This is a genomic window from Brevibacterium sp. FAM 27836 (assembly GCF_051351055.1).
In the GTDB taxonomy this organism is placed as follows: Bacteria; Actinomycetota; Actinomycetes; order Actinomycetales; family Brevibacteriaceae; genus Brevibacterium.
This window is the reverse complement of sequence record NZ_CP195711.1, coordinates 3,366,106-3,391,866: the sequence shown is the minus strand read 5'-3', so window position 1 is coordinate 3,391,866 and position 25,761 is coordinate 3,366,106. Positions and strand designations below refer to the sequence as shown.

The 25,761-nt window shown below is 66.2% G+C and carries 21 protein-coding genes; 5 read left to right on the top strand and 16 right to left on the bottom strand.

The window, feature by feature from the left end; genetic code table 11:
- Nucleotides 1-643: 643 nt before the first annotated feature.
- Together ACSE4D_RS15205 and ACSE4D_RS15200 are read right to left on the bottom strand one after the other, a co-directional pair.
- Nucleotides 644-1,303 carry a response regulator gene (locus ACSE4D_RS15205; protein ID WP_426937396.1) on the bottom strand — a complete coding sequence of 220 codons (660 nt, stop codon included), beginning with the start codon at nucleotides 1,301-1,303 and terminating at the stop codon, nucleotides 644-646.
- A complete protein-coding gene (locus tag ACSE4D_RS15200; RefSeq protein ID WP_425118778.1) occupies nucleotides 1,300-3,078 on the bottom strand; it encodes an ATP-binding protein in 1,779 nt (592 codons plus the stop codon). The genes ACSE4D_RS15205 and ACSE4D_RS15200 overlap by 4 nt, the downstream gene beginning before the upstream one ends.
- Before the next feature lie 145 nt (nucleotides 3,079-3,223).
- Here ACSE4D_RS15200 and ACSE4D_RS15195 point away from each other — a divergent pair, with 145 nt between their 5' ends.
- Nucleotides 3,224-4,753 (top strand): CitMHS family transporter, encoded by a 1,530-nt coding sequence (locus ACSE4D_RS15195; RefSeq protein ID WP_135539348.1) that lies wholly within the window; start codon nucleotides 3,224-3,226, stop codon nucleotides 4,751-4,753.
- A gap of 11 nt (nucleotides 4,754-4,764) precedes the next feature.
- Nucleotides 4,765-5,226 (top strand): universal stress protein, encoded by a 462-nt coding sequence (locus ACSE4D_RS15190; protein ID WP_135539349.1) that lies wholly within the window; start codon nucleotides 4,765-4,767, stop codon nucleotides 5,224-5,226.
- A gap of 11 nt (nucleotides 5,227-5,237) precedes the next feature.
- Here ACSE4D_RS15190 and ACSE4D_RS15185 read toward each other — a convergent pair whose 3' ends face one another.
- The 3 genes from ACSE4D_RS15185 to ACSE4D_RS15175 form a co-directional block, all read right to left on the bottom strand.
- Complete coding sequence (locus ACSE4D_RS15185) at nucleotides 5,238-6,398, bottom strand: FAD-binding oxidoreductase (protein WP_167854402.1); 1,161 nt, start codon at nucleotides 6,396-6,398, stop codon at nucleotides 5,238-5,240.
- Nucleotides 6,399-6,605: 207 nt separating this feature from the next.
- Entirely contained in the window at nucleotides 6,606-8,210 is a 1,605-nt protein-coding gene (gene aceB, locus ACSE4D_RS15180) for a malate synthase A (RefSeq protein WP_436326174.1), read from the bottom strand.
- Nucleotides 8,211-8,373: 163 nt separating this feature from the next.
- Nucleotides 8,374-8,580 (bottom strand): hypothetical protein, encoded by a 207-nt coding sequence (locus tag ACSE4D_RS15175; protein WP_436326173.1) that lies wholly within the window; start codon nucleotides 8,578-8,580, stop codon nucleotides 8,374-8,376.
- Between ACSE4D_RS15175 and ACSE4D_RS15170 the strand changes: the two genes are divergently transcribed.
- The gene (locus tag ACSE4D_RS15170) at nucleotides 8,573-10,564 is read left to right on the top strand and encodes an L-lactate permease (RefSeq protein ID WP_436326172.1); all 1,992 of its coding nucleotides are present in this window, start codon (nucleotides 8,573-8,575) and stop codon (nucleotides 10,562-10,564) included. The two genes, ACSE4D_RS15175 and ACSE4D_RS15170, sit on opposite strands and share 8 nt — an antisense overlap.
- A 449-nt stretch (nucleotides 10,565-11,013) precedes the next feature.
- Here the strand turns inward: ACSE4D_RS15170 and ACSE4D_RS15165 are convergent, their stop codons facing one another.
- On the bottom strand, nucleotides 11,014-12,660 hold the full coding sequence (locus tag ACSE4D_RS15165) for a ribonuclease J (protein ID WP_135539665.1): 1,647 nt from the start codon (nucleotides 12,658-12,660) through the stop codon (nucleotides 11,014-11,016).
- A 34-nt stretch (nucleotides 12,661-12,694) separates the two neighbouring features.
- Entirely contained in the window at nucleotides 12,695-13,618 is a 924-nt protein-coding gene (gene dapA, locus ACSE4D_RS15160; RefSeq protein ID WP_425118782.1) for a 4-hydroxy-tetrahydrodipicolinate synthase, read from the bottom strand.
- Between the two features lie 264 nt (nucleotides 13,619-13,882).
- On the opposite strand from dapA, the gene ACSE4D_RS15155 reads away from it, so the two are divergent.
- Nucleotides 13,883-15,199 carry an AAA family ATPase gene (locus tag ACSE4D_RS15155; protein ID WP_425118783.1) on the top strand — a complete coding sequence of 439 codons (1,317 nt, stop codon included), beginning with the start codon at nucleotides 13,883-13,885 and terminating at the stop codon, nucleotides 15,197-15,199.
- Between the two features lie 16 nt (nucleotides 15,200-15,215).
- Here ACSE4D_RS15155 and ACSE4D_RS15150 read toward each other — a convergent pair whose 3' ends face one another.
- Genes ACSE4D_RS15150 through ACSE4D_RS15140 form a run of 3 tightly spaced genes read right to left on the bottom strand, consistent with a single transcriptional unit; the run spans nucleotide 15,216 to nucleotide 18,533 of the window.
- Nucleotides 15,216-15,896, bottom strand: coding sequence for a VOC family protein (locus ACSE4D_RS15150; protein ID WP_425118784.1), 681 nt, complete (start codon nucleotides 15,894-15,896; stop codon nucleotides 15,216-15,218).
- 16 nt (nucleotides 15,897-15,912) lie between these two features.
- Nucleotides 15,913-16,536: a TetR/AcrR family transcriptional regulator gene (locus ACSE4D_RS15145; protein WP_135539363.1), complete on the bottom strand. Its 624-nt coding sequence runs from the start codon at nucleotides 16,534-16,536 to the stop codon at nucleotides 15,913-15,915.
- Complete coding sequence (locus tag ACSE4D_RS15140; protein WP_426937387.1) at nucleotides 16,533-18,533, bottom strand: FAD-dependent oxidoreductase; 2,001 nt, start codon at nucleotides 18,531-18,533, stop codon at nucleotides 16,533-16,535. The genes ACSE4D_RS15145 and ACSE4D_RS15140 overlap by 4 nt, the downstream gene beginning before the upstream one ends.
- Nucleotides 18,534-18,724: 191 nt before the next feature.
- Here ACSE4D_RS15140 and ACSE4D_RS15135 point away from each other — a divergent pair, with 191 nt between their 5' ends.
- Nucleotides 18,725-19,999 (top strand): heparan-alpha-glucosaminide N-acetyltransferase domain-containing protein, encoded by a 1,275-nt coding sequence (locus ACSE4D_RS15135; RefSeq protein WP_425118786.1) that lies wholly within the window; start codon nucleotides 18,725-18,727, stop codon nucleotides 19,997-19,999.
- Here the strand turns inward: ACSE4D_RS15135 and ACSE4D_RS15130 are convergent.
- From ACSE4D_RS15130 to ACSE4D_RS15105, 6 genes are all read right to left on the bottom strand, one after another.
- Complete coding sequence (locus tag ACSE4D_RS15130) at nucleotides 19,962-20,420, bottom strand: tetratricopeptide repeat protein (RefSeq protein WP_135539369.1); 459 nt, start codon at nucleotides 20,418-20,420, stop codon at nucleotides 19,962-19,964. The genes ACSE4D_RS15135 and ACSE4D_RS15130 overlap by 38 nt on opposite strands.
- On the bottom strand, nucleotides 20,420-21,166 hold the full coding sequence (gene dapB, locus ACSE4D_RS15125; RefSeq protein WP_135539371.1) for a 4-hydroxy-tetrahydrodipicolinate reductase: 747 nt from the start codon (nucleotides 21,164-21,166) through the stop codon (nucleotides 20,420-20,422). The genes ACSE4D_RS15130 and dapB overlap by 1 nt, the downstream gene beginning before the upstream one ends.
- Nucleotides 21,167-21,370: 204 nt before the next feature.
- Entirely contained in the window at nucleotides 21,371-21,931 is a 561-nt protein-coding gene (locus ACSE4D_RS15120; protein ID WP_425118787.1) for a GNAT family N-acetyltransferase, read from the bottom strand.
- A gap of 112 nt (nucleotides 21,932-22,043) precedes the next feature.
- Nucleotides 22,044-22,670, bottom strand: a complete 627-nt coding sequence (locus tag ACSE4D_RS15115; protein WP_135539373.1) for a superoxide dismutase — start codon at nucleotides 22,668-22,670, stop codon at nucleotides 22,044-22,046.
- Nucleotides 22,671-22,846: 176 nt separating this feature from the next.
- The gene (locus tag ACSE4D_RS15110; protein ID WP_425118788.1) at nucleotides 22,847-24,013 is read right to left on the bottom strand and encodes an acyl-CoA dehydrogenase family protein; all 1,167 of its coding nucleotides are present in this window, start codon (nucleotides 24,011-24,013) and stop codon (nucleotides 22,847-22,849) included.
- 103 nt (nucleotides 24,014-24,116) lie between these two features.
- Nucleotides 24,117-25,760, bottom strand: a complete 1,644-nt coding sequence (locus ACSE4D_RS15105; protein WP_436326171.1) for a thiamine pyrophosphate-dependent enzyme — start codon at nucleotides 25,758-25,760, stop codon at nucleotides 24,117-24,119.
- Nucleotide 25,761: the final 1 nt, after the last annotated feature.

The window sequence follows — 25,761 nt, the reverse complement described above, 5'->3', positions numbered from 1 at the left end:
GACCAGCGTTTTTGCGCGCTGTGCGTTTCCCGGAACCAGAAGCGGGGGAAGTCGTTCTGGTTGCCATGTCTCTCATCTTAGGACGATATTGCGCTCCTGCCCAGCAAATCCGCAGGTTTCGGCGTGTGGCGAGGCGGGTGGTGTGGCGTGTGGTGGACGAGCCGTGCCGGACAAGTATCGACGTCAGCTGGGGTGTCGGAGGCCCGATCAGCCGGATGTTCCACCCCTGAAGTTCGCCGAATTCGAAGGAACCTCATCCCGGGCACCGTCTCGCCTGGGTTGTCTGGTCGATCCCTCGTGGCTTCCCGAGCGAATTTCGCCGTGGATCCGCCGGCAAACCCGTCTGCACCCCAAACGTAGGTCACCTTCGGAGAGAAATTTCGCGAAAAAGTATCCATTACCGACCTATATTTGCCCGAAGCCGCTGCTGCGGATGCGCGAGCTGCCCTGCGAACACGATCTCCTCGCCGGTGATGCCGCCTCGCGTGCGACCGATGAATCTCAGAACCGAGACGCCTGAAGCGGTCGTCCTGCACGAATCTCGCAGAAGTACACCTCGCCGGTCGTTCTGGGCCGTTGTTCCCGCGCCGCGTCCGCCCTTTTCGCCCACTCAGCGCAGGCGGCCCCACTCGCCCGTGCAGGTTCAGCGGGTGGCGTAGAGGTGTTCGGGCCTGCCCGTCGACCCGTACTGCAGGGAGACGGTGATCGTGCGCGCTTCGGCGAGCTTCGCCAGATGCCGCTGCGCGGTCGCGCGGGAGGCACCGACCGCCTCGGCGACTTCGAGGGCCGTCATCGGACCGCTCGCCTCCTCGAGGGCTTCAAGGATCCGACTCGTCGTCGACGACCCGGCCGGACTCGCCCCGGCTCCGCCCGACGCGGACGCATCGTGGAGGTTGCGCAGCTGACGTTCCAGATCGGCCTGCCCGACCTTCTCCCGCTCCCAATACCGACGGAACCGGGCATAGCGACGGAGGAAATTCTGCAGCACCTCGGCCGCGAAGGGTTTGACGATGTACGTCATCGCCCCGGCCCGCAGCGAGGCCCTCACCACCTGGGGATCCGTCACCGCCGAGAGCACGATCGCATCGATATCGGTCTCACGGACGAGCTCGACCCCGGTGCCTTCGGGCAGCACATAGTCCGCGAGCAGCAGGTCGACACCGCCGGAGGCGATGACCTCGCGCGCCGTCTTCAGGTCGCGCACGGGTTCGAGCGCGGTGAAACCGGGCACCTCGTCGACGTAGCGGGCGTGGATCTGCCCGACGAAGAAGTCGTCATCGAGCACGAGAACGTTGACCATCATCTCTCCTCAGATCGCTGTGAGCTGTCGTCTGCCGTATCGTCGAGCGCCTCGGGCAGGACCATTCCGAAGCTCGCCCCGCCGAGGTCCGGATCGCGGCCGTCGATGAGCCACACCCGGCCGCCTCCGGACTCGGCGATGCGGCGGCTGAGTGCGAGACCGATGCCCAGCCCATGAGCGTCCCCGGTCCCGGTTCCCGTTGTCAGTCCTATGCCGAAGTCCGTCGCCGAGGCGGCCTCGACGGTGGAGAATCCCTCGTCGAAGATCGTCTCCGACAGGTCCGCATCGACCCCGTCGCCGGTGTCCGTGACGACGGCGTGGAGTTCGGCGCCGGCGCTGAGGAGCTGCACTTCGACGCGGCCGCCCGATCCCGGGAATCGGTGCCCGGCAACGGCCGCACGCACGGCATTGTCGATGAGGTTGCCGAGGATGAGTGTGACCGCCTCGGGATCGCGGACCGTACCCACAGCCAGGGAATCCGGGGTCACGGCCAGGGTCACTCCCGCCTCGGCGGCAGTGGTCCCCTTGGCCTCGAGAACGGCACGCAGATACGGGTCGGAGATCAGATCGATGTCCTCGACTGGGGTCGTGATCGGCCCGGTGCCCAGCAGCGAGGACAGATACGTGTGGGCCTCGTCGGTGGCTCCGGTGTCGACGAGGCCGAGCACGGTGTGCAATCGGTTGGCGAACTCGTGGCGCTGGGTGCGCAGGGCCCGCGCCATGGCCGTGACGGATTCGAGCTGCCGAGCCATGGCGAGCATCTGGGTCTCATCACGCAGAGTCACGACCCCGCCGACGGACACCCCGTCGCGCTGAACCCGCACAGCGGTGGCCAGGAGGATCCGCTCACCGATCGTGATCCGCCGGCGCAGGGCTCCTTCGGCCGGGGCTTCGGCCATCATCGCGGTGATTTCGTCGGGCACGTCGATCTCGTCATCCCCGTCGAATCCCCGCGCCGAGGCGGCCCTGCCCGTACCGGCGACCCTGTCCTCCCCCGAGGCCGCCCCAAGCAGCTCCTTCGCGTTCGAGTTACTCAGGGTCAGCGCGCCGTCGTTGCCGAAGCCGAGCACTCCGTCGTCGAGACCGCGCAACACGGCTGCCTGGTCTCGCGCCATCTCGGCGAGCTCTTCGGGCCCGACTCCGAGAGTCTCCCGACGCAGCCGACGCCCGAGCAGGTACGACACGACACCTCCGAGCGCCAATGCCAGCACGGCCACGGTGCCCAGCAGCAGCATCTCCCGGCGCACATCGGCATCGAGCACCGAGGCGTAGATACCCACAGACACTTCGCCGACGACCGTCTTTGAATCCTCACTCGAATAGATCGGGACCTTCGCTCGAACGGTCTCACCGAGCGTGCCCGATTCGTGGGAGACGTTCTCGCGTCCGGCCAGCGCCTCATCCGGTGAGGTCGAGACCTTGTGCCCGATCTTCGTGCGGTCCGGGTGAGTCAGCCGAATGCCGCGGTCGTCGGTGATGACGGCGAAGCTGATACCAGTACGGTCACGCAGATCGTCGGTGATCTTCAGCATCGACTTCACAAGCTGCTCATCGGGCGCAGAAGCGTGCTCGGCCGAGGCCTGTGTCGCGGCGGCCCGGACATCCGGGTCGATCGCGAGAGTGCGGGCAGTGGACAGCGCTTCGGTCTCGGTCACCTCGGTGACGGTGCGCGCCCCCATCCACCCGAACACCCCGGTCACCAGCGCCAGGATGACGACGACGAGCGCGAGCTGAGAGATCAGCACACGACGGGAGAACGATTGGCGGGGCCTTGGCACGCGGCAAGCGTAGACCGGTTTGAGCGCAATGCGCAAAAGGTGGTCAATGATCTAAACGCCATCAGTGCACACAAGCGCGCGAAGCATGTGATCTGGACCCTACGGTGTTCTCAGCCTCACATTCGCCTTCGAAGGAGAAGCTCTCGTGCTCGTCATCCTCGGTTTCGCCATGATCGGTGTCTTCATGACGCTGATCATGACCAAGCGACTCTCACCGATCCTCGCACTCATCCTCGTGCCCACGATCTTCGGCCTCTTCGCCGGAGCCGGTCTGGGCATCGGAGAGATGGTCATGGACGCGATCGCCTCGATGTCGTCGACGGCAGCGCTGCTGCTCTTCGCCATCATCTACTTCGGCATCATGATCGACGTCGGCCTCTTCGACAAGCTCGTCGAATTCATCCTCAAGGTCGCCGGCCACGACCCGGTCAAGGTCGTCATGGGCACCGCCCTGCTCACCGGAGCGGTCTCCCTCGACGGCGACGGATCGACGACATTCATCGTCGTCACCGCCGCAATGCTGCCGATCTACCAGCGCCTCGAGATGTCCCCGGTCGTGCTCACCTGTGTGGCCGGTCTCATCAACGGCACGCTCAACATCGTCCCCTGGGGCGGGCCGACCGCACGTGCGTCATCGGCGCTGCAGATCGACGCCAACGAGATCTTCGCCCCGATGGTGCCCTCGCTGGTCGCGGGTCTGCTCGTGTGCTTCCTCTTCGCATATCTGCTCGGCCTCTCCGAGCGTCGTCGCCTGGCGAAGAACGGTGTGGCCTGGGTCGAGGAGTCCGGATCCGGCCGGTCCCGGTCGGATCTCGTCGGCGCCATAGCCGGAGGCAAGGCGGGCCGATCGTCGACGACGACCACCGCGGGCAAGTCAGCGACGGCAGGCACCGGGCAGGCAGCGACTGCGAGCGGGCACGGCACGGCCGCCTCGGGGACGGGATCGGACGGCACCGCCACCGAGGCGACCCTCGACTCCCCTGCCCCCGCAACTGGATCCGCCGGTTCGGGTTCGGCCCTGGCGAACACCGCGCTCGATCCCCATCGCGCGACACTGCGGCCGAAGCTGTTCTGGTTCAACCTCGCACTCACCGTGGCCGTGATGGTTCTGCTCATCGCCGACATTCTGCCGCTGCCGTACCTGTTCATGATCGCCACCGTCATCGCGCTCATGGTCAACTTCCCGAAGATGAAGGACCAGCAGGAGGAGCTCGCCAGCCACGCGACTGCGATCATCTCCGTCGTCGCCATGGTCATGGCCGCGGGCGTGCTCACCGGAATCATGTCCGGCACGGGAATGGTCGATGCGATGGCCGCGTGGCTCGTCGACGTCATCCCGAACGCGATGGGCCCCTATATGGCCGTCATCACCGGTCTGCTGTCGATCCCGATGACGTTCTTCATGAGCAACGATGCCTTCTACTTCGGCATCCTGCCCGTGCTCGCCGAGACCGCTTCCCACTTCGGCATCTCCGCGGCCGACATGGCCCGCGCCTCGATCACCGGCCAGCCCGTGCACATGCAGTCACCGCTGGTGCCGGCGATCCTGCTGCTCGTGTCCCTGTCCGGCGTCGAACTCGGCGACCACCACAAGAAGGTGCTGTGGCGGGCACTCATCGTCGCCCTCGTCATGCTCGCCGTGGGTGTGGCCATCGGCGTCATCGGAATCGGCTGAGCGGAGCAACCATGACTGATCTCTATTCGACTCCGCACCGCCGCTTCCCGGCCCCCACCCTGCGGGTGACGGCGTCACCCGGTCTCGGATCTGCGACCGCGACCGTCGTCCTGGCCCTGCGAACGGATGCCTCGGAGGCCGTGCTCGAGCAGGCGATCGCGGCGGCCCGACGTGAGAACGCCTGCGTGCGGGCGGTCGTGTTCGGCACGGACACGACCACCGCCCCGTCGACGTCCCCTCTGGCCGAATGCTCCCGTTTGGGCACCGCCCTCGCCGAGGCGGGCCTGGAGTTCGAGGTCCACCGTGCCGGTTCCGACCTCGCCGAGCAGATCCTCGACCTGGCCTCCACGCATGCGGCACGGCTCATCGTCATGGCGGCCAAACGCCGCTCCCCCGTGGTCAAGCTGCTGCTCGGGTCGAGTGCCCAGCAGGTGATCCTCGAAGCCGACTGCCCGGTGCTGTTGGTGAAATAGAGCAGTCGGGTTCAGATCCCGCCGAGGCCACGGCCCGGCGCGAGGATTCCGCGCGGGTCGAGCAGGTCCTTGATCTCCTGCAGCCCGCGACTGCCCGGCAGCGGCCCCCACGCGTCGAGTTCGTCCCAGACCGGCGCCGGAGCATGGAGCAGCCGTGCGCTGATGCGGTGCAGGCCGAAGGAGCGCAGGTGTTCGAGCACGACGCGTGTGGCCACTCCCGGTTCGGTCTCCGGGGCGCCGACTCCGAGTTCGACACGTCCCGACGCACTCCCCCGCAGCTGCAGCGGATAGCCGATCGCGGTTTCGAGCCGGTCGATCGTCGTGAGCAGGCTCGGCAGGAAATCGGGGGCCACGGACACACTGATCGTCACGGGAGTCCGCACCCGTGTGCCCCACCAGCTCGGACGGGCGCAGGCGGTGGCGCCGGGGATTCGCTCGACGAGGCGGTCGCTCTCGGATTCGACGAGCTCGCCTGGGCCTTCGAAGAGGACCACCGTCGCCGCCGGTGAACCGGGCGGGCGTTCGAGGACGACCGCATCCGGCACACGGCGAGCGCCCACGAGGGCGGGGGCCGCCTCGGCGCCGGGTATCCACACGAATCCGCGGGATTCGGGTCGGGCTCTGACACGGATTTCGGCCTCGACGATGATCGCCCTGCTTCCCCACGAGCCCGTGACGAGTCCGGGCAGCTCGCAGCCGGCCAACTCCGGCGAGAGCCCTTCGGTGGTGCGGGCGATGGTCCCGTCGGCGCCGACCGTGGTCACGGCCAGCACCGTCTCGGGCAGTCGGGGACGGTTGAGGTGGGCCGGGCCGGTCGCGGCCGTGGCGATCATCCCGCCGAAGCTGGACCCGGCATCGATGCGATCGGCGGGCAGGTCGGCGAGGATCTCCTGCCCTGCGTTCTCAAGCTGCCGATTGAGTGCGCTGATCTTCGCTCCCGCACCGGCACGAAGGGTCTTATCGTCGCGGGAGTGTCCGGCCACCTCGGCGAGTCCGGACAGGTCGAGCAGCAGCCCCGGCGTGGGCGCGGGCGGATGGTCGTCGAAGGCGGTGCCGCCGCCGAAGACGGCGACGGTGCGGGATTCGGCATGGGCGCGCGAGAGGAGTTCGGAGAGCTCGGCGATGCTGCCGGGGCTGGCCAGCCGGGGCAGTTCGTCAGTGGTCCGGGTCATCCCTGTCTCGGTTCCTGCTGGTGGTGGCACTGCTGGTCGCTCTTCGTCGTTGCGGTTGTTCTTCGTCGTTGCGGTCGTTCCTCCGACCGTTCCTCTGTGCGGTCATCGGGCCGCGCCGATGTATGTCGAGCTTAGCGAAGAACGCCCCCGAAATCGGCGCTCTGGGCACAGATTTCGGGGGCGTTCGGTGTCAGCACCGAATCCGGATCACGGCATGCGGGCGTAGGCCGGCAGGGTGAGGAAGTCGACGTAGTCGGGAGCGAGCGCGACCGAGACGAAGGTGTCGGTGGCGTCCTTCCAACCGGCGTCGTCACCGGGCAGCTTCGCGACCTCCTCGGCGACGACGCGCTCGACGAGCTCCTTCGTCACCTTCTCCCCCGAGTCGAGGGTGATGCCGGCATCCAGCCACTGCCAGACCTGGGACCGGGAGATCTCCGCTGTCGCGGCATCCTCCATGAGCCCGTTGATGGCCACCGCGCCATTGCCCTCGAGCCAGGCGCGCAGGTACTGGATGCCCACGGAGACGTTGGTGCGCAGACCCTGCTCGGTCATCGACCCCGGGGTCGACTTCACATCGAGGAGATCGGCGGCGACGACATTGACGTCCTCGCGCTTGTTCTCGATCTGGTTCGGCTTGTCGCCGAGGGTCTCGGTGAAGACCTCCTTGCAGAGGGCGACCATGCCGGGGTGGGCGACCCAGGAGCCGTCGAAGCCGTTGCCGGCCTCACGGGATTTGTCATCGCGGACCTTGTCGAAGGCGGCCTTGTTCTCAGCCTCGTCCTTCGACGGGATGAACGCGGACATGCCGCCGATGGCGTGCGCCCCGCGCTTGTGGCAGGTGCGCACGAGCAGTTCCGTGTAGGCGCGCATGAACGGCACGGTCATCGTCACGTCCGAGCGGTCCGGCAGCAGGTAGTCGTCGCCGCGCGAACGGAAGTTCTTGATCACGGAGAAGATGTAGTCCCAGCGACCGGCGTTGAGACCGGCGGAGTGCTCGCGCAGTTCGTAGAGGATCTCCTCCATCTCGAAGGCCGCGGGGTAGGTCTCGATGAGCACGGTCGCGCGGATGGTGCCGCGGGCCAGGCCGAAGGTATCCTCGGCGACCTCGAAGACCTGGTTCCACAGACGGGCCTCGAGGTGGGATTCCATCTTCGGCAGGTAGAAGTAGGGGCCCCTGCCCTTCTCGATCTGGATCTGACCGGCGGTGGAGAAGTAGAGGGCGAAGTCGACGAGCGAGCCCGAGGTCTCCTCACCGTCGATGCGGATGTGCTTCTCCGGCATGTGCCAGCCACGGGGGCGGACGACGATGGTCGGCAGCTCCTCCTCGGGGGCCAGGGTGTAGGACTTGCCCTCGGGCGAAGTGAAGTCGATCTCGCGGTTGAGCGAATCGAGCAGGTTGATCTGGCCCTGGATGACCGAATCCCACTGTGGGGTGTTCGCATCCTCCTGGTCGGCCAGCCACACCTTCGCACCCGAGTTCAGGGCGTTGATCGTCATCTTCTTGTACGTCGGTCCGGTCATCTCCACCCGGCGGTCCTCGAGGCCGGGTGCCGGCGGTGCGACCTGCCAGCTCGGGTCGTTGCGGATCTCGGCGGTTTCGGGCAGGAAGTCGAGGTCCTTGCCTGCGGCGATCTCGGCCTGACGTTTCTTGCGAGCTTCGAGACGGGCCAGGCGATCGCCGTTGAACTTCCGGTGCAGGTCGACGATGAGCTCAAGCGCTTTGGGGGTGAGGACCTTTTCAGCCCCGTCCGGCAGCTCACCGGTGATCTCCATCCCGGCGGGGATGTCCAGGTTTTCGATATGAGCGGTCATCGATGGTTCTCCTTAGTCAGCACAGAGTTGCTGCGTCTTTGTCCGCACCGCGTGGTGCGTCGTTCTCGCTGGTCAACGGGGTTTGGCCTGCGAAACTTTCACATCGTGAAAATGTATGTTCACACAACGAAAGACTATGAGGTGATGCACATCTCGTCAAACCCTATCCCGGATTCGAGACGGTGTGTTCGTTGACTCCTCGACGCGGGCCGGAGACGATGTGCAGAGCACCATCTTTCGTGGACTCGCCGAGGCGGCCGACCAGCACCGACCACCCGAAGTTCTCGGTCGGAGGAAGGACAGCGTCGCCCAGGCTGCGTCCTTGGATCGACGCGGCAACGACGCCGCAGATCGGACTCGCAGTGGACAACCTCGCTGTTGCAGCTCTACTGGCCCTCTCCCCCATTCTGTTGGCGGGAATCCTGCTCATCGGCTTTCGCTGGCCGGCCAAATACGCGATGCCCGTCGGACTGGTCGCCGCCGCGCTCGTGGCGAACTTCGCGTGGAAGATCGAGTGGGTGACGATCGGCGCCTCCGTCGTCCAGGGTCTCCTCGTGGCGATCGGTCTGCTGTGGATCGTCTTCGGCGCGCTTCTGCTGCTGGCCACGATCACCCGCTCGGGAGCGATCGAGACGATCCGCTCGGGCTTCATCGCGATCTCTCCGGACAGGCGTGTGCAGGTCATCATCGTCGCGTGGCTCTTCGGCTCCTTCATCGAGGGCGCTGCCGGCTTCGGCACCCCGGCGGCCGTCGTCGCTCCGCTCATGCTCGCCCTCGGCTTCCCGGCGATCGCGGCGGTCCTCGCCGGTCTCATCATCCAGTCGACGCCGGTGAGCTTCGGCGCCGTGGGCACACCGATGGTGCTGGGCATCGGCACCGGACTCGCACAGGAGGACGGATCGATGTCGGCCGATGTCGCCGCGCGTGCCGGGCAGCTCGGTCTCAATCAGGCCGAGTTCGTCGCCCACACCGCCGCACAGGTCGCTCTCATCCATGCCATCTGCGGTATCCTCATCCCGCTTCTTCTGGCCTGCATGATGACCGGGTTCTTCGGAGCCAATCGTCGGTTCGCCGATGGACTGGCCGTCGCTCCGTTCGCGATCTATGCGGCGCTGGCGATGATCGTCCCCTATCTCATCGTGGCGAATCTGCTCGGACCCGAGTTCCCGTCCCTGCTCGGTGGTCTCATCGGTCTGGCGATCGTCGTGACGACTTCGCGGATGGGCTTCCTCATGCCGAAGAAGACCTGGGACTTCGCGCCCAGGGAGAAATGGCCGGCGTTCTGGATGGGCACCGTCGACCCGAACAAGGAGAAGGCTCAGCTGCAGAAGAAGATGTCGATGGTCCGCGCCTGGTCGCCCTACCTCATCGTCGTCGCGCTGCTGCTCATCACCCGCAATGTTCCGGCTATCAAGGAGTTCCTCAACGGCCCCGCGGTGATCAAGATCGACGGCATCTTCGGCACCGCGATCAACCAGAACATGGATCTGCTGTGGTCCCCGGGCGCGATCTTCGTCCTCGCCTGCGGGCTGACCTACTTCATCCATCGGATGACGAAGAAGCAGATCGCCGGGTCCTGGCAGATCGCCGGTTCGCAGATCGCCGGTGCCGCCGTGGCCCTGCTGTGTTCCCTGCCGCTGGTGCGTGTCTTCATCAACTCCGGTGCCGATTACAACGGGGCCGGGCTCGAATCCATGCCGGTCACCCTCGCCGAGGCGGCCGCCTCGACCGTCGGAGACGCGTGGCCGCTGCTTGCCCCGTTCGTCGGTGCTCTCGGCGCGTTCATCGCCGGTTCGAACACGGTCTCGAACATCATGTTCTCGCAGTTCCAGTTCTCGACCGGCACCGCCATCGGTGCGGCCAGCCCCGAGACGGTCGTGGCCGCGCAGGCCGTGGGCGGTGCCGCGGGCAACATGGTCGCCGTACACAATGTGGTGGCCGCCTCGGCGACGGTGGGGCTGGTGGGCCGCGAGGGCGAGCTCATCCGCCGCACGTCGGTCCCGATGCTCATCTATTCGCTGGCTGCGGGCGCCTTGGCGTTCATCGGCCTCAACGGCCTCGGGTTCAATGCCGGCACCGTCGTGCTCACGGCACTCATCGTCGGCCTCGCCGTGGCCGTCGTCCTCGCCCGCAGGTCACCGGGCAAACCCCTGCCGGGCATCGAGGTCGGTGCCGGAGGCCATGCAACTCAGGGCGACGGCAACGGCTCTGCCGCCGGCGGTTCGAACGGCGGCACGACTGGCACAGGCGCTGCCGCCGGCGATTCGCACAGCACCGGCGCGGAGACCAACGGCTCTGCCGCCGATGGCTCTGCCGCCGATGACGACGAGCCGGAGCCCACCGCCCGCGCCTGACACCCGCTTCGGCGCCGGAGCGTGCATCAAGATGGGCGTGCCCTGACACCACATTTGGTACGCGGATCACCACATTTGGTGCAGGTCGCATTACATTTCGTACCGTGCATCAGCTTTTTTACTGATGCACGGTACGAAAAGTGGTTAGTGAGACGAGCAGGCGCATGGAAGCGCCCACGCAGGCCTGTGAATGGCATCAGCGCGGTCGTCCGACTTCAGCTCGGGGCAAAGACCGTGCTGTTTCCGGACGACCGCGCTGAAAAGCACACGCCGTGGGCGCAGGAACTCGTAGGCGCGCTGCCAATGTTGCTCGGCAATGCGCGCGTTGGCAAAGGTGCTGCTCGGCAATGCGCGCTTTAGCAAAGGCGCTGCTCGGCGCGCTGCTGCTCGGCGATGCGCGCTGCTGACGGCAGGCGGCCCTCATGAGCGCGCCTGCCGACAGAGCCGACTCAGACGATGACGACCATGGGGACGATCATCGGCTTGCGACGCAACTTCGACGACACCCAGCGGCCGACCGTGCGGCGCACTACCTGCTGCAGCTGGTACTGGTCGGTGGTGCCGTCGCGCAGAGCATCCTCGACGGCCTTCTGGACCTTCGGCATGATCGAGTCGAAGACATCGTCGGACTCGGCCACACCGCGGGCATGGATCTCGGGGCCGGCGATGAGCGACTTCGTCTGCGAGTTCACGGCCATGAAGATCGTCACGAAGCCCTCACCGGACAGGACGAGACGATCCTTGAGGTCGGCCTCGGTGATCTCGCCGACCGACGAGCCGTCGACGAAGACGTAGTTGCAGTCGACAGCTCCGACCACCTCGGCGTGGCCGTCCTTGAGGTCGACGACCCAGCCGTCGTCGGCGAGGACGATGTTGTTCGGGTCGACTCCCGTCGCCTCGGCGTGGCGCGCATTGGCCAGCAGGTGGCGCCATTCTCCGTGGACGGGCATGACGCCGCGGGGCTTGACGATGTTGTAGCAGTAGAGCAGCTCGCCGCCGGAGGCGTGGCCGGACACGTGGATCTTCGCATCGGCCTTCGAGATCACGCGTGCACCGAGCTTCATCAGGCCGTTGATGACCTTGAACACGGAGTTCTCGTTGCCGGGGATGAGCGAGGAGGCGAGGATGACGGTGTCGCCGTCGCCCACGTCGACGCGGTGGCTGCGGTTGGCCATGCGCGACAGTGCCGCCATCGGCTCACCCTGAGATCCGGTGCACATGAGGACGATCTGGTCCTCCGGGTAGTCATCGACCTTCTTGATGTCGATGAGCGTACCGTCCGGCACGTCGAGGTACCCGAGGTCGGCGGCGATCTTCATGTTGCGCACCATCGACCGGCCGACCAGTGCGACCTTGCGCCCGTGGGCGGTCGCAGCGTTGAGCACCTGCTGCACACGGTGGACGTGGGAGGAGAAGGAGGCTACGATGATCCGGCGCTCGGCGGTGCCGAAGAGGTTTTCGAGCACGGGCCCGATGTCCTTCTCCAGCGCGGTGAAGCCGGGGACCTCAGCGTTCGTCGAGTCCGTCATGAACAGGTCGACGCCCTCTTCGCCGAGGCGGGCGAAGGCACGCAGGTCGGTGATCCTGCCGTCGAGCGGCAGCTGGTCCATCTTGAAGTCACCGGTGTGGAGGATATTGCCGGCCCCGGTGCGGATGAACACGGCCAGGGCATCGGGGATCGAGTGGTTGACGGCGACGAACTCGAGGTCGAAGGGACCGAGCTGATCGACATCGTCTTCTTTGACCACGCGGGTGATCGGCTTGATCCGGTGTTCTTTGAGCTTGGCTTCGATGAGCGCGATCGTCAGCTTCGAGCCGAGGATCGGGATGTCTCCCTTGCGGCGCAGCAGGTAGGGAACCGCGCCGATGTGGTCCTCGTGGCCGTGGGTGAGGACGAGGCCGACGATGTCGTCGAGGCGGTCATCGAGGTACGAGAAATCGGGGAGGATGAGGTCGACGCCCGGCTGGTCCTCTTCGGGGAAGAGCACGCCGCAGTCGACGATGAGGAGTTTGCCGTGGTACTCGAACACGGTCATGTTGCGCCCGACTTCGCCGAGGCCGCCGAGTGCGACGATGCGGACGGCTTCCTTATCCATCCTCGGCGGACGGGACAGTTCTTGGGTCAATGCATTATTCACTGAGGTAACCACTCCTGGTCAATTGGGCGGTGACGAACGCCACCTGCTCCTCATCAGCTGGGAGCAGCGGCATCCGCACATCGCGGTTGTCGAGTATTCCTTGGGCCTGCAGAGCGGCCTTCGCCGAGGTCACTCCCGGCATGTGGTTCATGAGCGCATCCACGACATCCGCGGTATCGCGGGAAAGGATGCGGGCGGTGTTGAGATCGTTGTTCGCCACTGCGGCCACCATCGCCGCGAAGCGGTCGGAGCACACGTGTCCGGCAACGGATACGAGTCCGAGCGCGCCGAGGGACAGCAGCGGCAGGTTGAGGGCGTCTTCGCCGGAGTAGTAGACCAGCGATGAGTTGTTCATCACGAACGAGGACGCGAAGAGGTCGCCTTTGGCGTCCTTGACCGCGAGGATGTTCGGATGATCGGACAGCCTCAGCAGCGTATCCGTGATGATCGGTGCGCCGGCCCGTCCGGGGATGTCGTAGAGCATCACCGGCAGGTCGGTCGAGTCGGCGGCCGCGCGCATGTGCGCTTCGATCGCCGGCTGCGTCGGCTTCGAGTAGTACGGGGTGACGATGAGGATGCCGTCGGCTCCCGCATCGGCCGAGCGCCGCGAGAGTTCGATGGTGTGGGCGGTGACGTTGTTGCCGGTGCCGGCGATGATCTTCGCCCGATTGCCGATGACCCCGCGCACGACGCGCAGCAGTTCGACCTTCTCGTCATCAGTCGTCGTCGGTGATTCGCCGGTGGTCCCGGAGACGACGAGCATGTCGTTGCCGAGCTCGACGAGGTGGTTCGCCACCTTCTCCACGGACGCATAGTCGATGCTTCCGTCGCGTTTGAATGGGGTCACCATTGCCGTGCCGACGGTACCGAACGCGTCAATGGCAGTCGCTGCTGCCCTGTCACCGAGAATCGCCATAGTCCCAGGATACCGCCCACGTCGTCTCACGAGTGCAGTGGTCCACCCGCGTTGCGGATGGACTTCGTCGCGAATCACGCGCACGAGCGATCACGATCCGGTGAACATCCTCACGGGATCGCGTTGTCCGCGCCCTCGCGCCCCCGGCTCCTTTCCCTCACCGAGGCGGCCCCGCCGTTCGTCGGTGAGAGACAGATCACGGCCGGTGGCCGGGAGTCGTTTACGCTTGGACCCTGCCCGCCACCGAAACCGAAGGAGTTTTCGATGACCCGCACCCGCATCCGCGATTTCCATGATGATGATCTCGACGGAATCATCCGTCTCTTTGAGGCCGCCATGCCGGAGTCTGCGGCGACCGCTCCCCCGCTCTATCCGCTTTCCGAAGTGCTGGCCGCCTGCCAGCGCAATCAGGCGGTCGTTGCCGTGCGCGATGAGGAGATCGTCGGCGCCGCCGTCGGCCGTGCCGCCCATGGACAGGGCGTGCTCGTGTTCTTCCATGTCCTGGAGAGGGTGCGTGCCGATCCGGGGCAGGGACCTCGCGCCGAGGCGGGGCTCCTCGATGCGCTCGAACGTCGCCTCATGCCGCTGGGTTTGGGCAAACTGTCGATGCTCATTCCCGCCGGAACCCCGGCCTGCGATGGTCTTGTGGCCAATGGTTTCGAGGCCCGTTCCGGGTTGAAGTACGTCGAACGGCACCTGCCCGTCCAGCGCCGTGAGCTCGACCGGCTCAAAACAGTCGGAGGACGGATCCTGCCGCGCCACCTCTGGGACGGGGTGAGCGGAATGCAGGAGGAGAAGGACATGCTCGAGGACCGCCTCGTCGTGCCTTTGGCCGAACCGGATCTCGCCGATCATTTCGGGGTGGTCCCACCTCGAGCGGTCATGCTCTTCGGTCCTCCGGGGACGGGGAAGACGACGTTTGCGAAGGCGGTGGCGTCGCGTTTGGATTGGCCGTTCGTCGAGGTCTTCCCCTCACGCCTCTCCGGTGAACCCGGTGGTGTGGCCGCTGGTCTGCGCACGACGTTTGAGCAGATCAACGAGCTTGAGCATGCTGTTGTGTTCATCGACGAGGTTGAGGAGATCGCGTCGAAACGCGGCGGTGAACCGCCCTCGCCGACTCAGGGAGTGACGAATGAGCTGCTCAAACAGGTCGCGGAGTTCCGGGACCGGGAGGGCCGGCTGCTCATCTGTGCGACGAACTTCGTCCGTGCTCTCGATGCGGCGTTTCTACGGCATGGGCGTTTCGACTACGTCATTCCGATCGGTCTGCCCGATGCCACGGCCAGGGAGGCGATCTGGTCGCGCTACATTCCCGAGCACACGATCTCCGGTGTCGATCTTGCGGTACTCGTCGATGCCAGTGATGGGCTGACCCCGGCCGATATCGAGTACGCGGCCCGGCGTGCTTCGCAGGAGGCCTTGGCATCATCACTGCGTCAGGAGCTGGTCGACATCGCTTCCCGGACGGATGTGCTGTCGACGGCCGACTATCTCGAGGCGCTGCGTGCGACCCGTGCGACCGTCTCCGACGAGACCGCCCGGCAGTTCGGCGAGGACGTGCAGACCATCGCGCGGCTGTGAGCTCCGCCGCGTGGGCCTAGACGATCATCGGTGCGCACACGCATGCCCGATTGCCGTCCGGGTCTTCGAGGACCCAGTACGAGGGAGCCGCCGCATCAGAGACAAGGCGTCCGCCGGCCGATATCGCAGCGGCGATCCTTCCCTCTGCCTCATCGTGGCTGACCCACACATCGAGATGCCAGCGTTGGTCGACGGCTGAGTCCGGCAATGGGAACCGGCTGTCGGTCTTGGGTTCCTGCCACCACAGAAGCGTATTCACCTGTCCGCTGGGGTCGACGAGATCACCGTTCGAGTGGATGCCGGCCGGCACACCGTCGAGGAGGGCCGCATAGAACGGTGACACACGATCGCTGGCCGAAGTGTTGAGAGCGAATTCCGCTTGGATGAGATGCGTGGTGTCCGCGGGCAGTCCGACATCAGCTGCGATGGCGCTGATCTCTCGTGCGAGGTCGATCTCGGAAGCTGTCACGCCCCCAGCGTCAATGCTGGTCAGAGTGATGATGACCTGGCCGCCGGTGAGGAGGACTTCGGGAGGATGGGTCACCGCACCGGGGAGCTCGCTGATGCGGCTGACGAAGGCTGCCGCATCGGTGAAGCTCCGCGGGAGAAATCGAGCACGGATCGGGCCAGCCAGCTGCCTCCAGTCGTCGAGACCGGCGTCGGCGATCCGAGCGGGGCTGAACACTTCTTCACTCATCTCGACGCTCTTCCTCTCAGCTTTCGAGCAGCTTGTCGGCGGTTTCGATGAGCATACGCGCCATCGTCCGCGGATTCGGTCCGTGCCCGGCGACGGTGGCGAGGTCGAAGCCGTCGATGATCGCGGTCAACGTGTCGACCACCTCGGCCACGGTGAGCCCGCCGAGGCGGAACTCGCCCTTTTCCACCCCGTCGTCGATGATCTGCCGGAACAGTCCCCGCCAGCCGTCGAAGACGGCGTCGACGCAGTTCTGCAGCCCCCGGTCGGTGCGGGCGACGGTGACGAGTTCGAGCCAGATCCGGGATCGCTGCTCGTGCCTGCCGACCTCGTGAATGGCGGCAAAGGCGGTGTGCAGGCGATGCCGCGCGGTGTGTCCACGGTTGTCCTCGCGAGCATTCGCGATCTTCTCGATGTCGGTGAGCACGGTCGCAGTGTGAGATGAGAACGACTGCGCGAGCAGCTCGTTGCGGGAGGCGAAATAGTACTGCACGGTCCCGACCGACATGCCCACCGCACTCGCCACATCGGCCAGTCGCACGGCGGCGGGCCCACGGTCGACGATGACGTCGAGGGTGGCCCGGATGATCGCTGATCTCTTCGCTTCGGCCCGTTCGGGCGGCTGCGCCGGACGGGGACTCATGCCGGAACAGTCCGCTGCCAGGCCGCGATCTCGGTGGCCGCGGTGAGTCCCTCGTACACGGCTTCCTCGACCGTGCGCGGGGCCAGCGCGTCGCCGATCACCGTCACCGAGGCGGTCCCGAAGTCGAGATCGACCGGCACCGATCGCGGTGCTGCCGAGACGATCGTGGCGGCGACATCTGCGACCTCGTGGACGATTTCGCACAGCGTGGATTGCAGATACCCGGTGTCGGCGTCGACTCCGACGAGCCGAGCGTCGTTCAGGAACTCGATGCGCCCGGTCCGCAGGGCTTGAGAGACGAGCAGGGTGCGCGTGTACTGCTGGATGGCGGCACCGGCGAAGTTCGCCGCGGTCGCCAAGGTCACGTGCCGGCCGGCCTCGGCCAACCGCAGCGCGATGCCGAGGCCGATCCAGTCGCCTTTCCAATCCGTGACGAGCACCCGGCCGGTCGGCAGGTTCGGGTCCTCGCGCAGATAGTCGCGGGCTCCGATGACGAGAGAATCGTCGGCGATCTCGAGCGCGGGCAGACGCTGCTGGGCCCCGGTGGCGACGATGACATGATCGGGGACGATGTCGTCGATCAACGCCTGGGTCACCGGCGTCGAGGTGCGGATGTCGACGCCAGCGCGGGCCGCCTCGGCGGACAGATTCGTCGCAGCTCCCCCGAATTCGGATCGATACGGAAGTTCCTGAGCCAGCAGCACAGCTCCGCCGAGGTGGGGCTCCTTCTCACACAGCACCACCTCGTCGCCCTGTTCGCCGGCGACGGCCGCGGCTTTGAGCCCGGCCGGTCCCCCACCGATGACGAGGACCTTGTCTCGGGCGCGAACGCGGGGTCGGGGCAGGAAGGTGAGTTCGCGACCGGATTCGGGGTACTGAATGCACGAGATCGGCACTCCCTGCTGGAAGTGACCGATGCAGGCCTGGTTGCAGCCGATGCAGGCACGGATCTCGTCGACTCTGTCGGCCTGGGATTTGTTCGCGATCTCGGGGTCGCAGATCATCGCGCGAGTCATGATCGCCATGTCGGTGCGGCCCTCGGCGATGGCCGCTTCGGCTTCATGGGGCTGGTTGATGCGGCCGGCGACCATGACGGTCTTATCCGTGATCTTCTTGACCTGCTCGGACAGGTTCGTCGCATAAGCGGCCTCGACCTGCATCGAAGGCACGATATGGACTGCTCCCTGCAGGGTCGAGGAATCGCCGGCTGTCACGGAGTAGTAGTCGAGACAGTCGCGGCCGTCATGGTCAAGGCCGTCGAGATGGTCGATGAGGTCGAGGATCTCGGTGGCGACGAGTCCGTCTTCGGTCTTCTCCTCTCCGGAGATCCGCAGGCCCACCACTGCGTCGGGACCGACTGATTCGCGGACGGTTGCGACCACCTCGGCGAGGAACCGGCGGCGGTTCTGCGGACTGCCGCCGTATTCGTCGGTGCGGGTGTTGACTCCCGGATTGAAGAACTGGATCGGCAGGTAGCCATGGCTGGCGACGATCTCGACGCCGTCGATGCCGGAGTCGGTGATGCGTTTCGCGGCACGGCCGTATCCGGCGATGATGTCTTTGACCTCGGCGGTGGTCAGCGCTTCGGGGACGACCTTGAATCGCTCCTGCGGTTCGTCGCTGGGGGCTTTGGCTCGCGGGGCCATGCCGCGCTCACCGTCCATGACCTCCCGGCCCGGGTGGAAGAGCTGAGCGAAGATCGTGGCACCGTGGCGGTGGACCGCCTCGGCGACGGCTTGATATCCGGGCACGGAGGATTCGTCGGTGGCCATGAGCACGTGGCTGGTGTAGCGGGCGGTTTCGTGGACGCCGGAGACCTGCAGGACGATGAGTCCGGCTCCGCCCTGCGCGCGGGCTTCGTGGTACGCGACGAGATCGTCGCCGATGTGACCGTAGTCGTCGAGGACGGTGTCATGGCCGGAGGAGACGATGCGGTTGCGGACGGTCAGGGGGCCGAGGGCGATGGGGTCGAAGAGGTGCGGGAACAGCTGAGACATGATCGTCCTTGATCACTCGAGGATGCGGCTGACCCCGTTATTCATATCACCATATGACGAATGGCGGCAAGGGTTCGTCCTCGCACAGATCCGAGAGGCAGGGGACGGCGCCGTGGCAGTCATGGCATAAAGATGCCGTGGCCGATCCGGCATCGGCCACGGTTGCCCTCAACTCGTGTGAGAATCGTTCCATGAGCTCTCAGCAGGCGAACTCCCACCGCGGGCACGGATCTGACCCGGCCACCGCCTCGGCGATGGTGGCTGACCGACTCAGCCCCGCCGGTCGACTCATCGGACTCGATGCCGCCCGCGGGATCGCACTGCTGGCGATGATGATCACCCATATCTTCGCGCTGGCCGACGAAACGGGGATGCCGACCTGGGCGGCGGTCTTCGCCGGTCGCGCCTCGGCGCTGTTCGCCGTCCTCGCGGGCTGTTCACTGGTCCTGTCCACCCGCGGGCGGCTCTCCGAACGGGGCCGGCTGCGCGATGCCGCGCCGAGCGTGCTCATCCGGGCGGCGGCGATCGTGCTCGTCGGACTGTGCCTCGGGTCGATCTCCACGCTGCTCGCGGTCATCCTCGTCAACTACGGGATCATGTTCGCCCTCGCTCTGGTGTTCCTGCGTCTGCGGGCCGGTGCGCTGTTCGCGATCGCCGGGGCGTGGATGCTCATCTCCCCCGCGGTCTCGATGCTCGTGCGGTCGACGTACTTCCTCGAGCCGAGCTACCTGCCGATGGGCTTCTTCGACTTCGCGACTCCGGGGACGATGCTCACCGATCTCCTCCTCACCGGCTACTACCCCGTGCTGCAGTGGATGTCCTACATTCTGCTGGGCATGGCCGTGGCCAAGCTCGACATCGACAGGCATCTGCTCGGACTGTTCACTGCCGGACTCGGACTCTTCATCCTCGGGCGCGGCACCTCCTGGATCCTGCTCAACGTCTTCGGCGGCGATGCCGCACTCGTGCAGGACTCGCAGATGTGGGGCATCGATCTCAGCGCGGCGCTGTTCACCGGCAGCTACGGGGTCACTCCCGCGACCTCGTGGTGGTGGCTGGCAATCGCCGGACCGCATTCGGGCACACCGTTCGACCTGCTCTCCACCGGCGGGACCGCGGTGATGACGATCGCGGCGTGCCAGGCCGCCGCGGTGCTGTTGGGACGCAGGTCCTGGGCACTCGCGCCGCTGTCGGCACCGGGATCGATGCCCCTGAGCGTCTACGCGGCACATGTGGTGCTGATTGAGATCACCCGGCCGCAGATCGTCGGCGACCCGGTCGAAGGTGCGGCGACCGTGGCCGAGCAGACCACGGAATACTCGATCCACGCACTGGTCTTCGTGCTCGTCCCGCTGCTGTGGAAGATGTGCGTCAACTCGCGCGGACCCTTGGAAGGCGGAATCGCGGCTCTTATTCGGGCGTCTTCGCTCAGGCGCCCTGCTTCTGCCCTTCGCGGAAGAGGCTGATCGACTTCCGCATCGTCGCCCGGGCGCGTTTGCGATCCCCGCTGGCGTCATAGGCGCACGAGAGTCGGAACCAGGAGCGCCAGTCTTCGGGGGCGGATTCGGCTTCGGCCTGGTATTTCACGAATTCCCGATCGGCGGCTTCGCGGATGATCTTCCCGCCCGGCGTGCGCGGCAGATCGTCGACGGGCAGTCCGCCTTCGGCGCCGAGGATGCGGGCAAGCTTCTCGGTCCGTGCTCCGAAGATGAGTTCGACGGTGAGCGTCCACGCGCCGATGAGCGGGAGAACGAACAGGGCGATGCCCATGATGCGCGGGATGAGGTCGGGTTCGCGCACGAGGATCCACGCCCGCTGCCCCATGAGGACGAAGTAGAAGACGAGGACGACGGAGACGATGATCGCCCCGATCTTGGCCTTCGACATCAGAGGTCGAGCATGTTCTCGAGGCCGTGGATGAGCCCCGTGTAATCGGCGATCGAACGCACCGCGGTGATGATGCCGGGCATGAACGCCGAGGTGGAATGCGAGTCGGTGCGGATGGTCAGTGCCTCGCCGTCGGAGCCGAAGAGGATCTCCTCGTGGGCGTTCATGCCCTGTTGGCGGATGGCGTGGACATGGATGCCGTCGATGACGGCGCCCCGGGCACCCTGCGGGTCGGATTCCGTCGAGTCGGGCACAGCGGGCAGTCCGGCGGCGTTGCGGGCCGCGGCGATGCGCTGGGCCGTGTGGTTCGCGGTGCCCGAAGGTGCGTCGAGTTTGCGGGTGTGGTGGATCTCGACGACTTCGGCGGAGTCGAAGTAGGGGGCGGCGAGTTCGGCGAAGCGCATCGCCAGAACCGCACCGATCGAGAAGTTCGGGGCGATGAGCACCGCGGTCTGCGGATGAGCCTCGAGTGTCGATGACAGCCGGGCCAGGCGGTCGTTGTCCCAGCCGGTGGTGCCGACGACCGTGTCGATGTCATGTTCGACGAGGAAGGTGACGTTGTCCTCGGTGGATTTGGGCACGGTGAGTTCGACGGCGACGTCGATGTCCTCATCGAGCAGGGTCTCGAGCGAATCGCTGCTGCCGAGTGCCGCGACGAGTTCGATGCCCTCGGCGTTCTCGATCGCTTCGACGGCGTGGGATCCCATCCGCCCCTTGGCTCCGATGACGGCTACGCGAATGCTCATGTGTCTTTGACTCCTTGTGTGATGATCCCGGCGATCTCCGCCAGCCAGTCTAGCGACCCAGGGGGGTGACTCCTCACATCCGGTGCCCCAAAGAACACTCCCATTTGCTACCTGACGGCGGCGCAGCAACCTGGCGCGAGGTTGCTGGGCAGCCGTCAGGTGCTTCTGGGCGGACTCCTACGGCAAGCAATTGTGCGGTAGAGGTCAGTGAGGCGGAAGGATCGGCAGACGCGGCCCTGCGGTTCGAGGATCGTCGGCGAGCCGGGCGCAGACTTCGGTGTCATATCGGATGCCGTCATAGAGCAGCTTCTGGCGTTCGCGACCTTCGATGATGAAACCAGCGTTCATCGCCACTGCGGCCGAGGCGGGGTTGTTCACTCGGTACCCGAGTTCGAGTCGATAGATGCCGAGTTCGTCGTGGAGGTGATCGACGAGGCTGCGCAATCCCGCCGAGGTCAGCCCTCGGCCTCTCCCCTCGGCGGCAGTCCAGTAGGAGATCCACGCAGTCGAGTGCCGGTGTTCGATCCCGGAGGCCATGACGTTGCCGAGGATACGTAGATCAAATCCGTCGGCATGATCAACGACGGCGAAGGCACAGACCTTGCCCTCCGCCTCGGAGCCGGTGACGATCTCGATCCACTTACGAGCACCATCGGGACTGCGGTCGTCGGGAACGTTCGACAGCAGAGCCGCGTCGGCCTGCTCAAAGACGCGGCCCAACCCTGCGGCATCATCGTCTCGCCAGCGCCTGAGGTTTGCGTTCATAGGATCACCCTGACTTCGACCATGTGTGCGATAGGCACTCCCTCCACACACGTGACGGCGGCCCAGCTACCTCGCGCAAGGTTGCTGGGCCGCCGTCAGGTAGCAATTGGGGTCAGCCGAGGAGAAGGCCCTTGGTCTGTGCGACAGCGCGGTCGAAGCGTGCGCCGGCGTCGGCCCAGTTGACGATGTTCCACCAGGCCTTGACGTAGTCGGGCTTGACGTTCTGGTAGTCGAGGTAGAAGGCGTGCTCCCACATGTCGAGCTGCAGAACGGGGGTGCCGCCGAGCTGGATGTCGGACTGCTGGTCCTTGAGCTGTTCGATGAAGAGGTTTCCGCCGAGCTGGTCGTAGACGAGGACGGCCCAGCCGGAGCCCTGGATCGTGGTGGCTGCGGTCGTGAAGTGCTCGCGGAACTTGTCGAACGAACCGAACTGGTCGTCGATGGCTGCGGCGAGTTCACCGACCGGCTTGTCTCCACCGTCCGGGGACATGTTGTTCCAGAAGATCGAGTGGTTGACGTGTCCGCCGAGGTTGAATGCGAGGTCGCGGGTCAGCTTCGGCACGTTCGCGAGGTTGCCGGACTCGCGGGCCTCGGCCAGCTGCTCAACGGCGGTGTTGGCGCCCTTGACGTAGGTGGCGTGGTGCTTGTCGTGGTGCAGCTCCATGATGCGAGCCGAGATATGCGGCTCGAGAGCGGAGTAGTCGTAGGGCAGTTCCGGAAGTGTGTACTGCTCAGCCATGAGATTCCTCCTGATGAGATTTGATGACCACCACATCGGTGGCTTCATTTCGACCCTATCCCAGGGTCTCATCTCGGACAACAAGGGTTCCCCGAGTCCTATTCCCTTTTCCGCTGATCAGCCCGTCGAAGACACGACCGCCCCGTCTCGATGACACATGAGCCCCTTTCCGCTTCTCAACCGAGGTTGCGCGAGATGAGCAGCCGCATGATATCCGAGGTGCCCTCTTCGATCTCCTCGAGTTTGGCGTCGCGCATCCACTGTTCGACCGGGTGTTCGCGTGAGTAGCCCCACCCGCCGAGCGTCTGCACCGCCGCCCAGGTGCAGAACATCGCCGTCTCCGAGGCGATGAGCTTCGCCATCGCCGCCGCAGCCGTCATCTTCTGCCGCTCCACCGCGTCCCCAGCGTCGAGCATCCGTGCGGCGTTGAGCACCTGCAGCCACGCCGCATCGATGCGCGAGGACATGTCAGCCAGGCGGAAGGCCACAGCCTGGTGGTCGATGATCTTCGTCCCGAACTGCGTGCGCTCGTGCGCGTAGTCGCGCGCGTATTCGAACGCCGCCCGCGCCGTGCCCAGGGCCGCCGCCCCGAGCACGACCCGTGAGATGTCGAAGGTGCGCATGAGGCCGTAGAAGCCCTTGCCCTCCTCGCCGAGGCGGCCCGACGTGGGCACGAATGCGTCGGAGAAGAAGATCTCCCGGCATACGATCGCCCGCTGGCCCATCTTCTTCATCGGCGCCCCGAACTCCATCCCCTCGGTCTCGCGCGGCAGCAGGAAGGCGCTGATTCCGCGTGAGCGCTGAGTCGGGTCGGTCTTGGCGAAGACGACGTAGTAGTCCGCGAGTCCGGCATTGGAGATCCACGCCTTCTGCCCGTTGAGCACGTATCCGCCGTCGACGGCGTCCGCGCGTGTGATGATCGACGCCGAGTCCGATCCGGATCCCGGTTCCGTCGTCGCCAGTGCGGTGATCACCGGCTCCGATCCGGTCAGGGGGCGCAGCCAGGCCTCCTTCTGCTCATCGGTGCCGAGCGCGAGGATCGGATCGGCGAAGAACCCGTTCGAGCACACGAAGTTCCCGATGCCCGGGTCGCCGAAGCACAGCTGCTCCTGGACGAGGCACTGGGTGAAGACATCGGTGAACCCGCCCCCGCCGAACTCATCGGGGACCATGAAGTCCGTGATCCCGAGCTTGGCGGCGGCCCGGAAGATGTCGACGGGCGATTCGGTGTCGGCTTCGTCGACGCGGCGTCCGGCGGGCCGGATCGTGTCCGCGGCGAATCCGCGCACCAGGTCGAGGATGTCATGCTGTTCATCCGACAGCGGCCAAGGCGTGTAGCTCATGCTGATCTCCTTCAGATTCGTGTGCAGGTCGGACGCGCCGTTGCGCCCGACCGAATTCCTTCGTTCTCCACCGGTTGACGACAGCGGCCCCGGCGCGTCCGCCTCACCGGCGAAGCATGTCCGCCCCGGCCCGTGAGTCCTCTGTGATGTGGATGAGCGTCGGACCCTCCGCTGACTCGGCGTCGGTCAGCGCGTCCAGCAGCTCCTGCGAGCCGTCGACGTGGATGCCTCGGGCGCCCATCGCCTGCGCCAGGGCGGGGAAGTCGGGTCTGGTGAGCTTGACCCCGGAGGGCGTATCGCCGCGGTCTTCCATCTCGTTGCGGATCTCGCCGTACCCGCCGTTGTCGACGATGATGAGCGTCATCCGGACGCCGGCCTGCACGGCCGCGGCGAGTTCGGCGATGGTGAACATCGACCCGCCGTCGCCTTCGACGGCAACCACTCGAGCTCGGGGTGAGGCGAGTTTCGCGCCGATTCCGGCGGGCAGTCCGTAGCCGAGCGTTCCGGCCCCGGCCGGGTAGAGGAACCGGTCACCGCGGCGAGCCGCCCACCCGGTCTGCACTCCGTAGTAGCAGGCCATCGTCGAATCCGCGGCGACGATGAGCGGAGATTCCTCGGCTTCCGCGAACGCAGTCAGCGCTGCCGAGAGCTCGGCCCAGGGCCGACCTTCGGATTCCGCCGCCGAGGCGGTCCGCGCCTTCCAGCCGGCCGTCCAGTCCCGTGCGGCAGCCGCGTCGGCGTCGCTCCGCAGACCCGCCACACGAGTGTTCAGATCAGCGGCCGCGGTGGCAGCGTCCGCGAGGATCGGGTGGGTCACGGTCGCGTTCGTGAGCATCTGCACCTCGTCGATGTCGATGCGCACGACGGTCTCGGGCAGCGACAGCGGCTCGGGCCAGAAATCGCTGGACGCCAATTCGGTGCCGATCGCAATGACGGCATCGGCATCGCCGAGGAGTTCGGGCAGCACTTCGAGGAACCCGACAGCGCCGAGGCAGCTCACCGTCCGATCGTCGAGAAGCCCCTTGGCGTTCGAGGACAGGAGGATCCCGGCCCCGAGCGTGTCCGCCAGCGCTTCGATCTCTGTGCCGGCACCCCCGCCGAGCGCGCCGGCGCCGGCGATGATGAGAGGGCGCTTCGAGGCGGCGATCGCCTCGGCGGCGGTGTCGATCTGGGTCTGTACCGGGGCCGGCAGGGCACGGGTCACCGACGGGTGGAGGCGGCCGGGTCCGGTGGTTTCGATGAGGTCGAGCGGAATCTCGATGGCGGCCGGCCGCTTGCGTCCCGAACGCATCGCCGACAGGGTCTGTCCGACGGCCAGGGACACCTCGCCGGGGCTGGTGACGCGGTGGACTTCGGTGAGGACCGCGGACAGCGCCGCCTCCTGGTTGCGCACCTCGTGGAGGAGCCCGTTGCCGCGGCCCGGGTGGGTCAGCGGCATGCCCGGGGTGATGAGGAGGACCGGTACGGAGTCGGTGAATGACTGCAGCAGCGCGGTCAGGGCGTTGAGCGCGGCCGGACCGGTGGTGGTGACGATGACCTGCACCTCTCCGGTGGTGCGCGCGGCGCCGTCGGCCATGTACCCGGCGCCCTGTTCGTGGCGGGGAGAGACGATGTCGATGCCGTGGGCGCTCAGCTGCGCGAAGATCTCGAGGTTGTGGGTGCCGGGGATCCCGAACACGCGGGTGATCCCCTCGGCCTGGAGCGCGCGGGCCAGGTGGGCACCGCCGGTGATGGTCATCTGTTCCATT